We start from the raw sequence: 15,023 nt of genomic DNA on the forward strand, positions 1-15,023 counted from the left end.
CGGTCAGGGTCGGCGGACGGCGTCCGCGTTGTCGTGCAGGACCAGGTGCCGGTCGGGTGTCTCACCGTCGACCTGGGCGGCCAGTGCCAGGACGGCCGCGCTCATCGGCGAGTCGTCCGGGAGCGGGATGGGGTAGTGGCCGTCGAAGCACGCGGCGCACAACTCGTCCCGCGGCTGCCCGGTGGCCGAGATCATCCCGTCCACCGAGATGTACCCGAGGGTGTCCGCCCCGATCGCCCTGCGGACGCCCTCGAGCATCCCGTCGGTGGCGTCGACCCCGTTGGCGATCAGTTCGGCGGGGCTCGCGAAGTCGATGCCGTAGAAGCACGGCCAGCGCACCGGCGGGGAGGCGATGCGGACGTGCACCTCGAGGGCGCCCGCCTCCCGCAGCATCCGGATCAGGGCCCGTTGGGTGTTGCCGCGGACGATCGAGTCGTCCACCACCACCAGCTTCTTCCCCTGGATGACCTCGCGCAGCGGGTTGAGCTTGAGCCTGATGCCGAGCTGCCGGATCGTCTGGCTGGGCTGGATGAACGTACGGCCGACGTAGGCGTTCTTGGTCAGCCCCTGGGCGAAGGGGATCCCGGAGCCCTGGGCGTAGCCCACGGCGGCCGGTGTCCCCGATTCCGGCACCGGGATCACCAGGTCCCCCTCGACGGGGTGCTCGACCGCCAGTTTGCGACCGATCTCCACGCGGGCGGAGTTGACCAGCCGCTGGTTGATCACCGAGTCGGGACGCGCCAGGTACACGTACTCGAAGACGCAGGCCTTGGGGGTGGGCTCGGAGAGCTTGCGCGAGCGGACGCCGTCGGCGTCGATGGCGATCAGCTCGCCGGGCTCGATGTCGCGGACGAACGACGCCCCGACGATGTCGAGGGCCGAGGTCTCGGACGAGACCACCCAGCCCCTCTCGAGCCGACCGAGCGCGAGCGGGCGCACCCCGTGCGGATCCCGGGCCGCGTACAGCGTGTTCTCGTCGGAGAAGGTCAGACAGTAGGCACCGCGCAGTCGCGGCAACAACCGGACCGCCGCCTCCTCGAGGCCCCCGTCGCCCGCCTCGTGCGCGAGCAGGGTGGAGACGATGTCCGAGTCCGAGTGGGTGCTGTTCTCGGTGTAACCCCGGATGCCGATCGTGGTGGCGTAGCGCTTGAGTTCCTGCGTGTTGACCAGGTTTCCGTTGTGCCCCAGCACCACGGACCCTCCGCCGGTGGTGGGCCTGAACATGGGCTGTGCGTTGTCCCAGGACGCGGCGCCGGTCGTGGAGTACCGGCAGTGGCCGATGGCCACGTGTCCGCTCATCGACTCGAGGGTCTTCTCGTCGAAGACCTGGCTCACCAGGCCGAGGTCCTTGTAGACGAGGACCTGCTCGCCGTCCGCGACGGCGATACCGGCGGCCTCCTGGCCACGGTGCTGCAGCGCGTACAGGCCGTAGTAGGTGAGCTTGGCGACGTCCTCGCCCGGAGCCCAGACACCGAAGACACCGCACTCCTCGACCGGACCGATGCGCTCGGTGTCGATCGGCAGGCCGGTCGGGCCGGGAACGGACGGGTCGGGCAGACCCAGACCGACGGCGGCGCGGCCACTGGTGCGGCGGAGTGATCCGGACGGGGCCGGACGTGACGACGTGCTCTCCACCTGGTGGTGCTCCCTCATGTTTCGGGGCGGTCCGCCCGGACGGACCCCGGCGGTGCTGTTCGAGTGTACGTTCCCCGACCCCCGTGACCCCAGTCCCGTGTCCCCGTCCCGCGGGTGGGGCCCCTTCTCATCCGCAGCTCGTCCTGACCCGCCCGGGTCGCCGAACGCTCAGCCGGGACGCACCACCGGCAGCCCCGCCGCGACCTCGTCGGCCCGGGTCCCCGACGCCCGGACCCGCCCCGCGGCCACCGCGGACTCCCAGCTGCGGCGACCGGTGGCGAGCTCGAGCCAGGTCCTGGGGTCGGTCTCGACCACGTTGGGCGGGGTCCCCCGCGTGTGGCGCGGTCCGTCGATGCACTGCACGGCCGCGTAGGGCGGCACCCGCACCTCGACCGCCCGGCCCGGGAGCTCGGCGGCCAACACGGCGGTCGTGGTCCGGACGGCCGCCGCGAGTGCGGACCGGCCGGGGGCGTCCGCCTCGTCGTCGTCGAGCCAGTTCCCGACCTCCTCGACCGCGGCGCGGACCGCCGCACCGTCGGGGACGCGCCTCATGTCCGGTCACCCGCGGCCGGGGGAACCGGATCGGGCTCCGGCTCCGATCCCGCGGGCGGGAGCCCCCGACGCCGGGAACGCCGCGTCCGCCTCCGTTCCTGGGCGGTCCTGCGGCTCCACGTCCGCGTGGCCTGGCTGGTGAGCAACAGCAGGATCAGCACGTTCACCGCCAGGGCGAGGTAGCCGCCGAGGACGGTACCCAGTTCGGCATCCGTGGTGACGCGGCCGGACTCGGTCGAGATGATGCTCACCACCGTCAGCGTCAGCAACCACACGCGTGGTCTGGCGTACCCCAGGTAGGTCAGCAGCGCCAGGACGCCCATCGCGCCGTAGACGCCGCCGATGAACACCGCGAGCACGATGATCGCGGGCACCACCTCGGACCGGTCCAGGCCCGCGAACTCCTCCATGCCCTGGTCCCCCAGGATGTCCCGCAGCGCCAGGATCAGCAGGACGAGGACCGACGCCGCGACCAGTCCGCAGCCGGCGGTGAGCGCGGCCGGACGGGGGAGATGCCCGGGATCGGGGGCGACGTCGTCGGCCGGCCGGTCGGCGTCCCCCGACGCCAGCCCGCCCTCCGCCTGGGGGTCGTCGTACCCGCGGGCGGCCCGCACCACCCCGGCCGGGAGCCCGGCCGCCGACGCCTCGGGGACCGGCACGGACCTCAGGTCCACCACCGGTAGGTCACCGTCGGTGCGGATCGCGTCACCCCCGCCGTTGCGGGAGTGGTAGCCGGCGGAGAAGTTCTCGAGCACCCGAACACCCGCGGCGGGGACGTGGTAGCGGATCGAGTCCACGATGTAGTCGCGCTCCACGTCGATATCCGCGTCGATCTTGTGCGTCACCTGGAGGGTGAACAGCGACAACCCCACGGCCCGGTCGTAGGTGCCGGCCCCGAGCCACTGCACGCGGTGGCCGCCGGGCAGCAGCCACCCGTCTGGGCACCGCCAGAACCGGACGTGGTGCCGTTGCGCGGCGTTGCCCTCGACCTCCTGCTGGTAGGCCAGACACTGCCTGCGTCCGAAGAGCCGCAGGGGGCTCACCGGCGCGGAGGGGTAGGACCGCCGGAGCACCGAGGACATGATGATGCCCCAGGAGGACCGGACCGTGATGTCGTCGGCCAGCACCCACCCGCAGGCCGTCATGGTCTCGTGGATCTGACGGGCGGTGCCGTCGACGGCCAGGTTGACCGGGTCCCCCAGCAACCCGTCCGATGTCCGGGTCCGCGCGATGAAGTATCCCGGCACGTACACCGAGGTGATCAGCGTCTGCAGCCGGGGCAGGACCAGATAGGCGACCAGTGCCCAGAACGGGATCAGGAGGAACAGATGCCACCAGGTGTGGCGCCACACGTCGTCCAACAGCCGCCAGCCGAGCCATCCGGCCGCGAGGGTGGCCAGGGTGAAGAACACGGTGTCGACGACCTGGCCGGGCAGCGCCGGCCGCACGTCGTCGTCCCGCACCTTGGACGGCAGGCGGGCGTAGACCGGGGGCGCGGTCGGCGCGGACCGCTCCGCGCCGGGCGTCTGCACCGCTCGCTCACTGGTGGACATGGCTAGACGATAGTAGGCGGTACCGGCCGTGCGGACCGCGATGACTGCCAGAATGTCCCCGTGCCCACGCCCGATCCGACCCCGGCCAGCAGCCGGGGTGTCCACGAGGAGTACCTGCGGTCGCTGGGACTGCCGCTGATGATCGTCCCGTCCACGCGGTCTCGCGAGATACTCATCCGCTCCGCCGGAGTCAGCGCCGGTCTCGCGGTGGCCACGTCGGGTCTCTCCGCGTTGGACCGCTCGAACGATTACGCGGTGGCCCTGCTCGAGCGGGTCGGTGAGGATTCACCGGAGCTGGACGACATCGGGATCACAGATCCGATCATCCTGCTGCTCCTGCTGGCGCTCGGCTTGTTCGCCGCCGCGCCGTTGATCGGGTGGCTGGTGGCCCGCGTGGTGCGACGCCTGGACCGGGTGTCCGGCTCGGTCGTCGGTCTCGTCTCGGCGGTCGCCCTCGTCGTGGCGGCACCTCTCACCTTCGAGGCCCACGACGGCCCCGGCCCGGCCACCACCTCGCTCCTCCTGGCGGGGGTGCTGGTGGGTACCTACATCGGTGTGGGTTCGCTGGTGCGCTGGGCCGCGCGGCGGGTCCGGCGCGAGCTCGGCACCATGGGCCACATGGTGGCCCGGGTCCTGCCGGTCCTCATGTTGGCCGTGCTCTTCCTGTTCTTCAGCGCGGAGATCTGGCAGGTGATGGTGGCGCTGTCCTGGCCGCGGACCTTCGCCGTGGTGGGCGTCATGGGTCTGCTCACCGTCCTGCTGGTGGCCATCACCACCCGGGACGACCTCCACGACGAGCTGGAGGCGCGGGCGCCGGGCCGGGAGCTGCGCATGTCCGAGCGGATCAACATCCTGCTGGTCCCGGTGCTGGCCACCCTCATCCAGGCCGTGTTGTTCGCCTGCCTGGTCTTCCTGTTCTTCGTGTTCCTGGGCTGGGTAGCCATACCGGAGGCCACCGAGACCCGGTGGACGCTGCGGCCGACGGAGGACCTGGGTGGCCTGTTGGCCGGCGTGCCCGTCAGCGTGACCCTGGTGCGCGTCGCGCTGACCCTCGCGGCGTTCTCCGCCCTCAACCTGGCCGCGGCGGCGGCCTCCGACTCCGCCCACCGGGCGCGGTTCGTCCGCCCCATGATCGACGAGGTTGTCCACGGCCTCGCCGCGCGCGAGACCTACCACCGGGCACGACGACGAGGCTGACCCCGACCCTCAGGCCCCGCGGTTCTCCCGACCACGCACCCAGACCGTCACGAGCAGAGCGCCGGTCACGACCGCCGCCGCGACGCCCAGCGCGGCCACACCGAGGCGCACCTGGAGCACCGCGCCCGCCACCCCACCGAGCGCGAGCGCAGCCCACAGGGAGACCTGCTGACGATAGGGCGCCCACGACCCCCCGGCCAGCGCGTCCACCAGCCGGTGGGCGGACTTGACCACCGCACCGGTCATGTAGGTGACCCCGAGCGAGACCTCTCCCCGCGAGTGGAACACCGAGTTCATGGCACCCATCGACGCCGCGACCACCGTCATCGACAGCGGCGCCCCGACGACCGTGGCGGTCGTGAGCCGGTGCACCGCGAGCGCCACCAGCAGCAGGGTGGCGACCAGGGCCAGGACGGCCGGGCGGTCGTCCCGGGGACGGAGGCGGGTGACCACCGCACCGGCGACCGCGCCGAGGAAGAACGAGACCAGGACGACGGCCGCGATCCCCGCGCCGCCGAGGTCACCCTGCACCAGGTCGACGGCCATTCGCGTGGAGTTTCCGCTCATGAACGACACGAAGTAGCCACCCACCACGAGGAAGCCGACCGCGTCGACGAACCCCGCCGTGCCGGCCAGGACGACGGCGAGCAGTCGCTCTCGTCTGCGGAGATCACGCATCGGGTCGCGCCCGACCGGTCCGATCCCTGCCGGCCCGTCTCAGGATGACCGTCTCAGACCGGGTCGACGCCGAACAGTGCCGGCAGCGTGGCCTCGTGGGCGGCGCGCAGCTCCGCGGTGGTCAGGGTGAACTGCCCCTGGACCTCGAAAGTCCCCGAATCCGGGTCGGTGACGGCGATCCGGGTGTGCGGGATGTCCTGCGCGGTGAGCATCTGCTGGAAGCGGATCTCCTCGCCCCGGGGGACCGACACGATCACGCGGCCGGCCGACTCGGAGAAGAGCCACACGAACGGGTCCGCGTCGGCGGGCAGCACCACCCGGAGGCCGCACTCACCGGCCAGGGCCGACTCCACGAGCGCCTGCGCGAGCCCGCCCTCCGACAGGTCGTGTGCGCCGGTGATCAGGCCGTCCTTGGAGCACGTGGCCAGGATCCGGGCGAGTGTGGCCTCCCACCGCAGGTCGACCGTCGGGGGCATGCCTCCGAGGTGCTCGTGGGCGACCTGGGCCCAGATGGACCCGTCGAGCTCGTCGCGGGTCTCGCCGAGCAGGTAGACGTTCTCGCCGGGGGTGTCACCGAACGCGGTGGGCGTGCGGCGGGCGACGTCGTCGATCACGCCGAGCACGCCCACGACGGGCGTCGGCAGGATCGGGGTGGACCCGGTCTGGTTGTAGAAGGAGACGTTGCCGCCGGTGACGGGGATGCCGAGCTCGGCACAACCGTCCGCCAGTCCGTGGACGGCCTCGCGGAACTGCCACATCACGCCCGGGTCCTCGGGCGAGCCGAAGTTGAGGCAATTGGTCACGGCGACCGGGGTGGCGCCGGTGACGGCGACATTGCGGTACGCCTCCGCCAGGGCCAGCCGGGCACCGGTGTACGGGTCGAGCTTGGTGTAGCGCCCCGACGCGTCGGTCGACAGCGCGATGCCGCGGCCGGACTCCTCGTCGATGCGCAGGACACCGCCGTCGGCGTTCTCCGCGAGGATCGTGTTGCCGCGGACGTAGCGGTCGTACTGCTCGGTGATGAACTTGCGCGAGCACAGGGCCGGGCTGGAGATCATGTCCACCAGGGTCCGGCGCAACTCGTCGCCGGTGGCCGGGCGGGCCAGGGTCGCGGTGGTGTCCGCCTGCAGGGCGTCCTGGTCGGAGGGCCGCTCGAGGGGGCGCTCGTAGACCGGCCCCTCGTCGGCCAGCGACTCGGGCGGGGCGTCCACCACGGTCTCACCGCGGAACTCGATGGTGAGCCGGTCGCCGTCGGTGACCTCGCCGATGTCGGCGGCCAACACGTCCCAGCGGCGGCACACCTCCATGAAGGCCTCGACGTTCTCCGGCGTCACCACGGCGCACATGCGCTCCTGCGACTCACTGGAGAGGATCTCGGCGGCGGACATGCCCTCCGCGCGCAGCGGGACGTTGTCGAGCACGATGTGCATGCCGCCGTCGCCGGCCGCGGCCAGCTCGGAGGTGGCGCACGCCAGGCCGGCACCGCCGAGGTCCTGGATGCCCACGACCAGCTCGTCGCGGTACAGCTCGAGGCAGCACTCGATGAGGACCTTCTCCATGAACGGGTCGCCCACCTGGACGCTGGGGAGCTTGCGCGGCTTGACCGGCGCTCCGTCCTCGTCCACATCGAAGGTCTCGGACGCCAGCACCGACACGCCACCGATCCCGTCGAGACCGGTGCGCGCACCGAACAGGATGATCCGGTTGCCGGTGCCGGAGGCGAACGCCAGGTGCAGGTCCTCCACGCGCATGACGCCCGCACCGAGGGCGTTGACCAGCGGATTGGCGGCGTACGACTCGTCGAACACCGTCTCACCACCGATGTTGGGCAGGCCCAGGCAGTTACCGTACCCGCCGACCCCGGCCACGACGCCGGGGAGCACGCGGTGCGTGTCGTCGGCGTCGGCGGGGCCGAAGCGGAGCTGGTCCATCACGGCCACCGGCCGCGCACCCATCGCCATGATGTCGCGGATGATCCCGCCGACACCGGTCGCGGCGCCCTGGTAGGGCTCGATGTACGAGGGGTGGTTGTGGGACTCCACCTTGAACGTCACGGCCCAGCCGCCGCCGATGTCCACGACGCCGGCGTTCTCCCCGATGCCGGCGAGCATGGACGAGCGCATCTCGTCCGTGGTCGTCTCCCCGAAGTAGCGCAGGTGCACCTTGGACGACTTGTAGGAGCAGTGCTCCGACCACATGACGGAGTACATCGCCAGCTCGGCGTCCGTCGGGCGGCGGCCCAGGATCTCCCGGATGCGGGCGTACTCGTCCTCCTTGAGTCCGAGTTCCGCCCACGGCTGGGCGAGGTCGGGGGTGTCGGTGGCGTGCGCGATGGAGTCGACGTGAGTGGTCACGCGCCCGAGTCTAGTCAACCGGCATCCATGGTCGAATCCGCTCCCGGACGGGGCTGGACGGGAGCGGTCTGGGTGGGACGGGTCTGGGCGGAGCGGGTCTAGGTGGACAGCACCTCGAAGGTCAGCCCCCCGCGCTGCACGCGGTCCAGGAGAGCGTCGCCCATCGCCTGCGCGGTGGTGAGCTGCCCCGAGAGCGCGGGCAGGTCGTCGAAGGCCAGGCACAGGGCGGACTCCGCGAGCATCATCGACGTCTCGGTGTAGCCCGGGTCGCCGCCGCTGACCCGGGTGACGATCCGCCGGCCGCCGGCGAGTGCCACGAAGGTCACATCGAACGAGGACCGGGCACGACGCGACTCGCTGGGCCCGGCGCCGCGGTCGATGCGCTTGAGGATCTGCGACCGGATCGGACCGATCGACGCGCCCACCGTCAACGCCCCGACCCCGACCATCCCGGCGGTCGCGGTGACGGGCGAGCCGACCGACGCGTAGTGCGCATAGCTGAAGTCCGGGCCGTAGCTCTCGAGCGCCGCGGCCGAGCGCAGGACGATCTGGGGATCGATGGTGGGCAGCGGCACCAGCCACCGGCCCAGCACGCTGTCGCGGTGCGGCTTGCCGGCGACCGCCTTGATGCGCCGCCCGGCCGCCTTGCCCTGCTTCTCCCGCCGCTGCTTGGCGACCCGGGACGCCTCGCGCAGTCGGGCGAACTGGCCGATGGCCGAGTGGAATGTGCCCCCGGAGAACTGCGCATCGGCGTGCACGGCCCCGTAGACCGCCACCGGCACGCCCTCGGGGACCTGCTTCATCGTGTAGAACACGCCCATGTCGTGCGGGATGGAGTCGAACCCGCAAGCGTGGATGATCCGGGCGCCGGAGGCCACGGCCTTGTCGTGGTACTCGAGGTACATACGGTCGGCGAACTCGGGCTCGCCGGTCAGGTCCACGTAGTCGGTCCCGGCCTCGGCGCATGCGGCGACGAGCGGCTCTCCGTATTCGAGATAGGGGCCCACGGTCGTGATGATGACGCGCGCCGACCGCGCCATGTCCGCCAACGACGCGGGGTCCTCGGTGTCCGCCACGACGACCCCCGGAGCCGGGACATCGGGCTCCTCGACGGCGAGCCGCGCCACGAGCGCGTCAAGCTTGGTCCGCGAACGCCCGGCCACCGCCCACGCCCCGCCCTCGGGCAGGTTCCGCAGCAGGTAATCGGCCACCAGACCGCCGGTGAACCCGGTGGCCCCGTAGAGGACTATGTCGAACGGCCGGGCGGCCTTGTCGGACGCGGACACGGGCTTGGTGCTGGATTCACTCACCCCACGGTTCTACCGCATCCGGTGATTTTCGCGACCGCGCGCGACTGCCGGGCGACGGCCTTCTACTGGCGCCCCAGACCCGGCGTGTGATCTATGTCACTTCTGTGGCCGATGTGAACACTGCGACTAAAGAAATATGCAGAATTATCAGGCACGTGCGGCCACTCGGGCCGTCGGCAACTTCCCCGCGCCCCGGCGCCGGGGCATCCCCTTAGGAGATTCCATGGACCTCACCGGCTCGATCCTTACCGAGACCCTCCCCATGTCCGCAGAGCTGATGGGCGGCTCGTCGGGCACGGGATCGGCTGTCATCGACACGCTCGTCGGGGCACCGGCCATCGCCCTGAACATGCTGGCGCTGTTCATCGGTGGTATCGGCGGCGACCTCGGTAGCTCCGGCAGCTCCGATTTCGGGGCCATCATCGCTGGCATCGTCGGCGGCATGCTGCCGCCCAACGCCTGACCATCGCTTGAAGCCGTAGGGCCCGCCGAGAGATCTCGGCGGGCCCTACGCTATGGGCGACGTGCGTCTACTAGACCGTGACGACCGCGTCCAGCGCGGACAGGAACAGCCCCAGCCCGTCGTCAGAGGGTCCGGTCAGCGGGTCGATCGCGTGCTCGGGGTGCGGCATGAGGCCCACCACGCGCCCGTTCTCCGAGGTGATGCCGGCGATGCCGTTGGTGGACCCGTTGGGGGCGTCGCTGGCGAAGCGGAACACCACGCGGCCCTCCCCCTCGAGCTCCTCGACGGTCTCGGCGGTCGCCATGTAGCGGCCCTCACCGGACTTGAGCGGGATGAGGATCTCCGCACCCTTCTCGAAACGGCTGGTCCAGGCGGTGTCGGTGTTTTCGACCCGCAGCCACTCGTCGCGGCAGATGAAGTGCATGTCCCGGTTGCGACCCATCGCGCCGGGCAGCAGGCCCGCCTCGCACAGGATCTGGAAGCCGTTGCAGATGCCGAGCACGGGCATCCCGCCGCGGGCGGCCGAGATGACCTCGCCCATGACGGGGGCCATGGACGCGATGGCGCCGGCGCGCAGGTAGTCACCGTAGGAGAATCCGCCGGGGACCACCACGGCGTCGACGCCCCGGAGGTCGGCGTCGGCGTGCCAGAGGGAGACGGCCTCGGCGCCGGACCTGGTGACGGCCCGTGAGGCGTCGATGTCGTCGAGCGTTCCGGGGAAGGTGATGACGCCGATCCGTGCGGTCACGAGGCCACCTCGGCGGAGTCCACGCGGACGACCTTCCAGTCCTCAATCACGGTGTTGGCCAGCAGCGACGAGGCGATCTCCTCGAGCTCGGCCTCGGAGACGTCGTCCGCCACCTCGAGCTCGAACCGCTTGCCCTGCCGGACGTCGGTGACACCGGCGTGACCGAGGCGGCCGAGCGCGCGGTGGATGGCCTGACCCTGCGGATCGAGGATCTCGGCCTTGGGCATGACTTCGACGACGACTCGGGCCACGGTGGGAACTCCTCGACTGATTGATACGCGGGTCGGACCCGGACCTACCGGGACTCAGCCACCGATCCTACCCGCAGTCCGCGGGGCCACCGAACGCTCGACCCGCCCGGTCCACCCGGTCGGAATCAGGCCGCGCGGACCAGTGCGACCGGGGGCCACTCGTAACGCCCGGCCTCGGCACCGTGCTCGCCCACCACCCGGTCCACGGCGTCCAGCAGCGCCGACCTCGGCGCCCGCCGCGAGAGCTGCTTGGCGGAGACGTTGACGCGCACGAGTCCCCCGGCCGCCGCCGTGCGACCGGCTGCGGCGACCAGTGCCCGGCACCACCAGGCATCGGAGACGAACCCCTCACCGATCGACAGTGCGCGACCGCGTTCGGTGGTCCCCCGGACCACGTCGTGCACGCCGGCCAGCGAGGCGCAGACGCGGAAACCCGCGTCGGGCAGTGCCTTCAGGCACCCCGGGGAGGCGTTCCACCGGGGCGGGGCGAACAGCCGCGTCCGCAGGCCCATGTCGGCCATGATGCGGTCGGCGGCGGCCAGTCGCACGGCGGCCTCCGCGGGGCCGATGGAGGCGAACTCGGGTCGGCGCGGCCTGGTGGCGGCCTCGTCGTAACCACCCAGCACGATCGCATCACCCCGGCTCCGGCGATGACGCAGCCATTCCTGCGTGGCCCGGTCGTCCGCCATCCGGTACTCGCTCCCCCGCCGCGGCGCGACGAGCAGCGACACGGGGACGGAGCGGCGTTGGAGCTCGCCCACCATGTCCACGGCGTCGTCGAGCGAGGAGTCGCGCAGGCCGGAGACGGAGACGATGAGGCGCGGGGTCATGCGGGCATCATCGCAGGCGTCCGTGACGACACGACGACGACGAGGTGTACGTCATATTGCCGGGCCGGCGCGGTGGCCCCGGCCCGGCGATCGCGCCAGCCGGAACCCGGTCACACCGGCAGGACGTCCTCGAGGGCGTCGACCAGCTCGGAGGCGCCGGGCTCCACCTTGGGCCGGAAGCGTCCCACGACCTCCCCCGAAGGCGAGAGCAGGAACTTCTCGAAGTTCCACTGCACGTCGCCGGCCTCACCGTCGGCGTCGGCCACCTTGGTGAGCTCGGCGTACAGGGGATGGCGCTGCGGGCCGTTGACGTCGACCTTGGCCGCCAGCGGGAAGGTGATGCCGTACTTCTCGCGAGTGAACTCCTTGATGGCATCCTCGTCCCCGGGCTCCTGACCCGAGAACTGGTTGCACGGGAAGCCCAGGACGAACAGTCCGCGGTCGCGGTAGTCGTCGGCCAGCTCCTGCAGCCCCTCGTACTGCGGGGTCAGGCCGCACTCGCTGGCGACGTTGACCACCAGGACCGCGTGGCCCGCGTAGTCACCGAGGCTGGCCTGCTCGCCGTCGATGGTGGTGAAGGTGATGTCGTGGACGCTTCCGCTGCTCATGTGACCAGCCTACTCACAACAGGACATTGACAAATCGTTGGGTTTTCCCAACACTTAGATGCATGAGCCCAGTCCGACGGGGAGAAAAGCTCCCCCTCCACAACCGGATCGCCGTCCTGCGGGCCGAACACCGCCTGAGCCGGGCGGCACTCGCCGAGCAGATCGAGGTCAACCCCCAGACCGTGGGGGCGCTCGAGAGAGGCGACCACTACCCGAGCCTGGATCTGGCCTTCCGGATCTGCGCGGTCTTCGACCTGCCCGTCGAGGCCGTGTTCTCCCGCGAGGAGTTCCAGCCGATGTCCGCCGAGATCTACCGCCGCACCCGAGAGGACCGATCATGAGCACTCACACCGAGACCCTCCGTACAGGCGAGACTCTGACGGCCGCGGAGCGCCGCTACGAGAAGCTGCTCGCCCGCACCGAGGGCAGCCTGCGCTCGTGGCGCACCCCGCAGCGCCGCCGCCTGCTCGTCCGCCTCAACTGGGTCTGCATCGTCGTCATGACCGCGATCGCGGTGGCGGGGTACTTCTGGCTGCCCATCGTGATCGCGTGGCTCCCCATGACGGTCGCGATCTGCACCGTGTGGACGATGCTGCGCACGGTGATCGATGTGAAGGACTCTGCCCCGGCCCGCTACCTCGATGAATTCGAGACGCAGACACTGCTTCAGGCCCGGTCCACCGCGCTGTCGGCGCTCGTCGGCATCTGCTTCGTCATCGGGCTAGTCCTGATCTGGGTGTCGACCACCGAGATGGGCAACGGCCACCGGCTCGCCTATTCGATGGGCGGCCTCGCGATCCTGGCGGTCTTCGTCGGCGGAGTCATCCCCGCTTCCGCGATGGCGGGCACCATGGCCCCCGAAGACACCGACGACCTCGCGGACCCCGTCACCGCCGACGACCACTGACCACCACTCGCCACCACAGCCGCGCGCAACACCTGCAGCCGCTCACGTTATTTCGTGGGCGGCTGCAGCGTGTGCGCGCGGCTGCCGAACTGGCCGGGCCGGCACTGCCGAACTGGGCGGGCCGGCGCGGCCGGACTAGGAGACTGCTGAACAAAGGACGTGGCTCGCCTGCGGTGTTGGTGCCGGTTTGAAATGATGTGCCTCATGCAGGGTGAGTCGGATCGGCAGCGGGAACTGTTGGATGTGGAGTCGGTGGCGGGGCATCTGCTCGAGCCCGGCAGTGTGTTCGCGTTGCTGGCCGAGCATCGTGACCGCCTGTTTCCGGCGGAGTTGTTCGCAGATCTGTTTCCCTCGGGCCGGGGTCGGCCGTCGATCCCGGGTGAGGTGATCGCCTCGGTCATCGTGCTGCAAGCGCTGTTCGGCCACTCGGACCGTGAGGCGGTCGATGCGTTGACGTTTGATCTGCGGTGGAAGGCCGCGTGCGGGTATGCGGTCGATGCGAAGGGGTTCGATTCGTCGACGTTGACCTACTGGCGGCGCCGGTTGGCGGCCAGTGACCGACCGCAGCGGATCTTCGAGGTGGTGCGCCAGGTCATCGCCGAGACCGGGGCGGTCAAGACCAAGACCCGCCGCGCCCTGGATTCGACGGTCTTGGATGACGCGGTGGCCCGTCAGGACACGATCACCCAACTCATCGCCCAGATCCGTCGGGTCGGCCGCGAGGTGCCGGGTGCGAAGGAACTGATCGCCTGCGAGTGCACCCGGCTGGCGGCAGTGTGCGGGCAGGACTACACCGCGCCCGGTAAGCCCCGCATCGCCTGGGATGACCAGGCTGCCCGCGACGAGCTGGTCTCTGCCCTGGTCGCGGACGCTCTGGCACTGCTTGAGGCTCTGGATGCCCAGGCGATCACCGCCGCCGGCGGCAGACCGGCCGAGGCGGTGGCGCTGTTGGCGCTGGTGGCCGGTCAGGACGTCGAGCCCGCCGACGACTCTGATGGCACGGACGGGCGTTGGCGGATCGCCTGCCGCACGGCACCGGATCGGGTGATCTCCACCGTGGACCCTGATTCCCGGCACGCGCACAAGACCCGGCAACGGCGCCAGGACGGGTTCAAGGCCCATATCGTGGTCGAGCCCGACACCGGCCTGACCACCATGTGCGCGCTGACCAAAACAAACGGGCCGACCAACTCCGATGTCGCGATCGGTGCGGAGCTGGTCACCGCCGATCCCACTATCGGCGCCGACGAGAAGGTCGAGGTGCTCGGTGACTCGGCGTATGCCAGCGGCGGCATGCTGGCCACCCTTACCGACAAAGGGTGGCTGCCCCTGGTCAAACCGTGGCCGCTACGGCCTACGGTCGAGGGCGGGTTCACCCTCGACGACTTCACGTTCGATGCGGCGGCGGGCATGCTGACCTGCCCCGGCAACATCACGCGGACGGTGACAGTGCACGGCCGCGCCACCTTCAAAGCAGCCTGCCGCGGCTGCCCGCTGCGCCAGCGGTGCACCACCTCGGCCACGGGACGCACCGTGCTGCTCGGCGAGCATCACCTTCTCCAGCGCCAGCACCGCCAGCGGGCTGGTGACGAGGACTTTAAGACCGTCTACCGACAGCACCGCCCCATGGTTTAGCGCTCGATCGCCTGGCTCACCCGAGGCGCTCGCCGCGGGCCGTACCGCGGGGTCGACAAGAACAACAACTGGCTCCACCACCGCGTCGCCGCCCTCAACCTGCGGCGACTGCTCACCATGGGCCTGACCCACCAGAACGGAACCTGGGCCCTGGCCTGACCAGCATGTCAGGGCCGCCCCCGGGCAGAGGCTCGAACGACCCGCCATGAGCACCACCACCGGATCACCGACCCCGGGCATCTCAAGCCCCGCACTCCGCGCCCCGGCCAACCGGCCCCTCACCCACAGAGAGCCACATCCCG

At 70.8% G+C, this 15,023-nt stretch carries 14 protein-coding genes and 1 pseudogene; 5 read left to right on the plus strand and 10 right to left on the minus strand.

All coding sequences use genetic code 11. The annotated features are described in order from the left end of the window. Positions 1-3: 3 nt before the first annotated feature. From purF to ABD250_RS05060, 3 genes are all read right to left on the minus strand, one after another. Positions 4-1,653 (minus strand): amidophosphoribosyltransferase, encoded by a 1,650-nt coding sequence (purF, locus tag ABD250_RS05050; RefSeq protein ID WP_182659464.1) that lies wholly within the window; start codon positions 1,651-1,653, stop codon positions 4-6. Between the two features lie 150 nt (positions 1,654-1,803). After that, positions 1,804-2,187, minus strand: coding sequence for a sterol carrier family protein (locus tag ABD250_RS05055; RefSeq protein WP_259848262.1), 384 nt, complete (start codon positions 2,185-2,187; stop codon positions 1,804-1,806). Further along, the gene (locus ABD250_RS05060; protein ID WP_182652611.1) at positions 2,184-3,740 is read right to left on the minus strand and encodes an LssY C-terminal domain-containing protein; all 1,557 of its coding nucleotides are present in this window, start codon (positions 3,738-3,740) and stop codon (positions 2,184-2,186) included. Before ABD250_RS05060 ends, ABD250_RS05055 begins: the two co-directional genes overlap by 4 nt. Before the next feature lie 60 nt (positions 3,741-3,800). Here ABD250_RS05060 and ABD250_RS05065 point away from each other — a divergent pair, with 60 nt between their 5' ends. Next, positions 3,801-4,937: a hypothetical protein gene (locus tag ABD250_RS05065; protein ID WP_182644548.1), complete on the plus strand. Its 1,137-nt coding sequence runs from the start codon at positions 3,801-3,803 to the stop codon at positions 4,935-4,937. 9 nt (positions 4,938-4,946) lie between these two features. On the opposite strand, the gene ABD250_RS05070 is transcribed toward ABD250_RS05065, so the two are convergent. The 3 genes from ABD250_RS05070 to ABD250_RS05080 form a co-directional block, all read right to left on the minus strand. Further along, entirely contained in the window at positions 4,947-5,615 is a 669-nt protein-coding gene (locus tag ABD250_RS05070; protein ID WP_179524609.1) for a YoaK family protein, read from the minus strand. Between the two features lie 53 nt (positions 5,616-5,668). Then, positions 5,669-7,969 (minus strand): phosphoribosylformylglycinamidine synthase subunit PurL, encoded by a 2,301-nt coding sequence (purL, locus tag ABD250_RS05075; protein ID WP_344391039.1) that lies wholly within the window; start codon positions 7,967-7,969, stop codon positions 5,669-5,671. Positions 7,970-8,067: 98 nt separating this feature from the next. Then, on the minus strand, positions 8,068-9,279 hold the full coding sequence (locus tag ABD250_RS05080; protein WP_182659332.1) for a saccharopine dehydrogenase NADP-binding domain-containing protein: 1,212 nt from the start codon (positions 9,277-9,279) through the stop codon (positions 8,068-8,070). A 223-nt stretch (positions 9,280-9,502) separates the two neighbouring features. Between ABD250_RS05080 and ABD250_RS05085 the strand changes: the two genes are divergently transcribed. Then, positions 9,503-9,742, plus strand: coding sequence for a hypothetical protein (locus tag ABD250_RS05085; protein WP_182659333.1), 240 nt, complete (start codon positions 9,503-9,505; stop codon positions 9,740-9,742). A 70-nt stretch (positions 9,743-9,812) separates the two neighbouring features. Here ABD250_RS05085 and purQ read toward each other — a convergent pair whose 3' ends face one another. The 4 genes from purQ to ABD250_RS05105 form a co-directional block, all read right to left on the minus strand. Beyond that, the gene (gene purQ, locus ABD250_RS05090) at positions 9,813-10,490 is read right to left on the minus strand and encodes a phosphoribosylformylglycinamidine synthase subunit PurQ (protein ID WP_182659334.1); all 678 of its coding nucleotides are present in this window, start codon (positions 10,488-10,490) and stop codon (positions 9,813-9,815) included. Further along, a complete protein-coding gene (purS, locus tag ABD250_RS05095; protein ID WP_182659335.1) occupies positions 10,487-10,741 on the minus strand; it encodes a phosphoribosylformylglycinamidine synthase subunit PurS in 255 nt (84 codons plus the stop codon). Before purS ends, purQ begins: the two co-directional genes overlap by 4 nt. Positions 10,742-10,866: 125 nt before the next feature. After that, entirely contained in the window at positions 10,867-11,571 is a 705-nt protein-coding gene (locus ABD250_RS05100) for a DUF2334 domain-containing protein (RefSeq protein ID WP_344391043.1), read from the minus strand. A 110-nt stretch (positions 11,572-11,681) separates the two neighbouring features. Further along, a complete protein-coding gene (locus tag ABD250_RS05105) occupies positions 11,682-12,179 on the minus strand; it encodes a glutathione peroxidase (RefSeq protein WP_182659530.1) in 498 nt (165 codons plus the stop codon). A 62-nt stretch (positions 12,180-12,241) separates the two neighbouring features. On the opposite strand from ABD250_RS05105, the gene ABD250_RS05110 reads away from it, so the two are divergent. From ABD250_RS05110 to ABD250_RS05120, 3 genes and pseudogenes are all read left to right on the plus strand, one after another. Continuing rightward, positions 12,242-12,520 (plus strand): helix-turn-helix transcriptional regulator, encoded by a 279-nt coding sequence (locus tag ABD250_RS05110; protein ID WP_182659531.1) that lies wholly within the window; start codon positions 12,242-12,244, stop codon positions 12,518-12,520. Beyond that, on the plus strand, positions 12,517-13,086 hold the full coding sequence (locus tag ABD250_RS05115) for a hypothetical protein (protein ID WP_182659532.1): 570 nt from the start codon (positions 12,517-12,519) through the stop codon (positions 13,084-13,086). The genes ABD250_RS05110 and ABD250_RS05115 overlap by 4 nt, the downstream gene beginning before the upstream one ends. Before the next feature lie 204 nt (positions 13,087-13,290). Further along, positions 13,291-14,880 (plus strand): annotated as a pseudogene (locus ABD250_RS05120) (IS1182 family transposase). The last annotated feature ends 143 nt before the right edge of the window (positions 14,881-15,023 follow it).

Source organism: Dietzia cercidiphylli (assembly GCF_039531545.1).
Classification (GTDB): Bacteria; Actinomycetota; Actinomycetes; order Mycobacteriales; family Mycobacteriaceae; genus Dietzia; species Dietzia natronolimnaea.

Excerpts from the sequence above, each read along its gene's own strand:
- ABD250_RS05115 (WP_182659532.1), top strand. The coding sequence starts at position 12,517 with ATGAGCACTCACACCGAGACCCTCCGTACAGGCGAGACTCTGACGGCC.
- ABD250_RS05055 (WP_259848262.1), bottom strand. The coding sequence starts at position 2,187 with ATGAGGCGCGTCCCCGACGGTGCGGCGGTCCGCGCCGCGGTCGAGGAG.
- ABD250_RS05110 (WP_182659531.1), top strand. The coding sequence starts at position 12,242 with ATGAGCCCAGTCCGACGGGGAGAAAAGCTCCCCCTCCACAACCGGATC.
- ABD250_RS05060 (WP_182652611.1), bottom strand. The coding sequence starts at position 3,740 with ATGTCCACCAGTGAGCGAGCGGTGCAGACGCCCGGCGCGGAGCGGTCC.
- ABD250_RS05100 (WP_344391043.1), bottom strand. The coding sequence starts at position 11,571 with ATGACCCCGCGCCTCATCGTCTCCGTCTCCGGCCTGCGCGACTCCTCG.
- ABD250_RS05105 (WP_182659530.1), bottom strand. The coding sequence starts at position 12,179 with ATGAGCAGCGGAAGCGTCCACGACATCACCTTCACCACCATCGACGGC.
- ABD250_RS05085 (WP_182659333.1), top strand. The coding sequence starts at position 9,503 with ATGGACCTCACCGGCTCGATCCTTACCGAGACCCTCCCCATGTCCGCA.
- purF (WP_182659464.1), bottom strand. The coding sequence starts at position 1,653 with ATGAGGGAGCACCACCAGGTGGAGAGCACGTCGTCACGTCCGGCCCCG.
- ABD250_RS05070 (WP_179524609.1), bottom strand. The coding sequence starts at position 5,615 with ATGCGTGATCTCCGCAGACGAGAGCGACTGCTCGCCGTCGTCCTGGCC.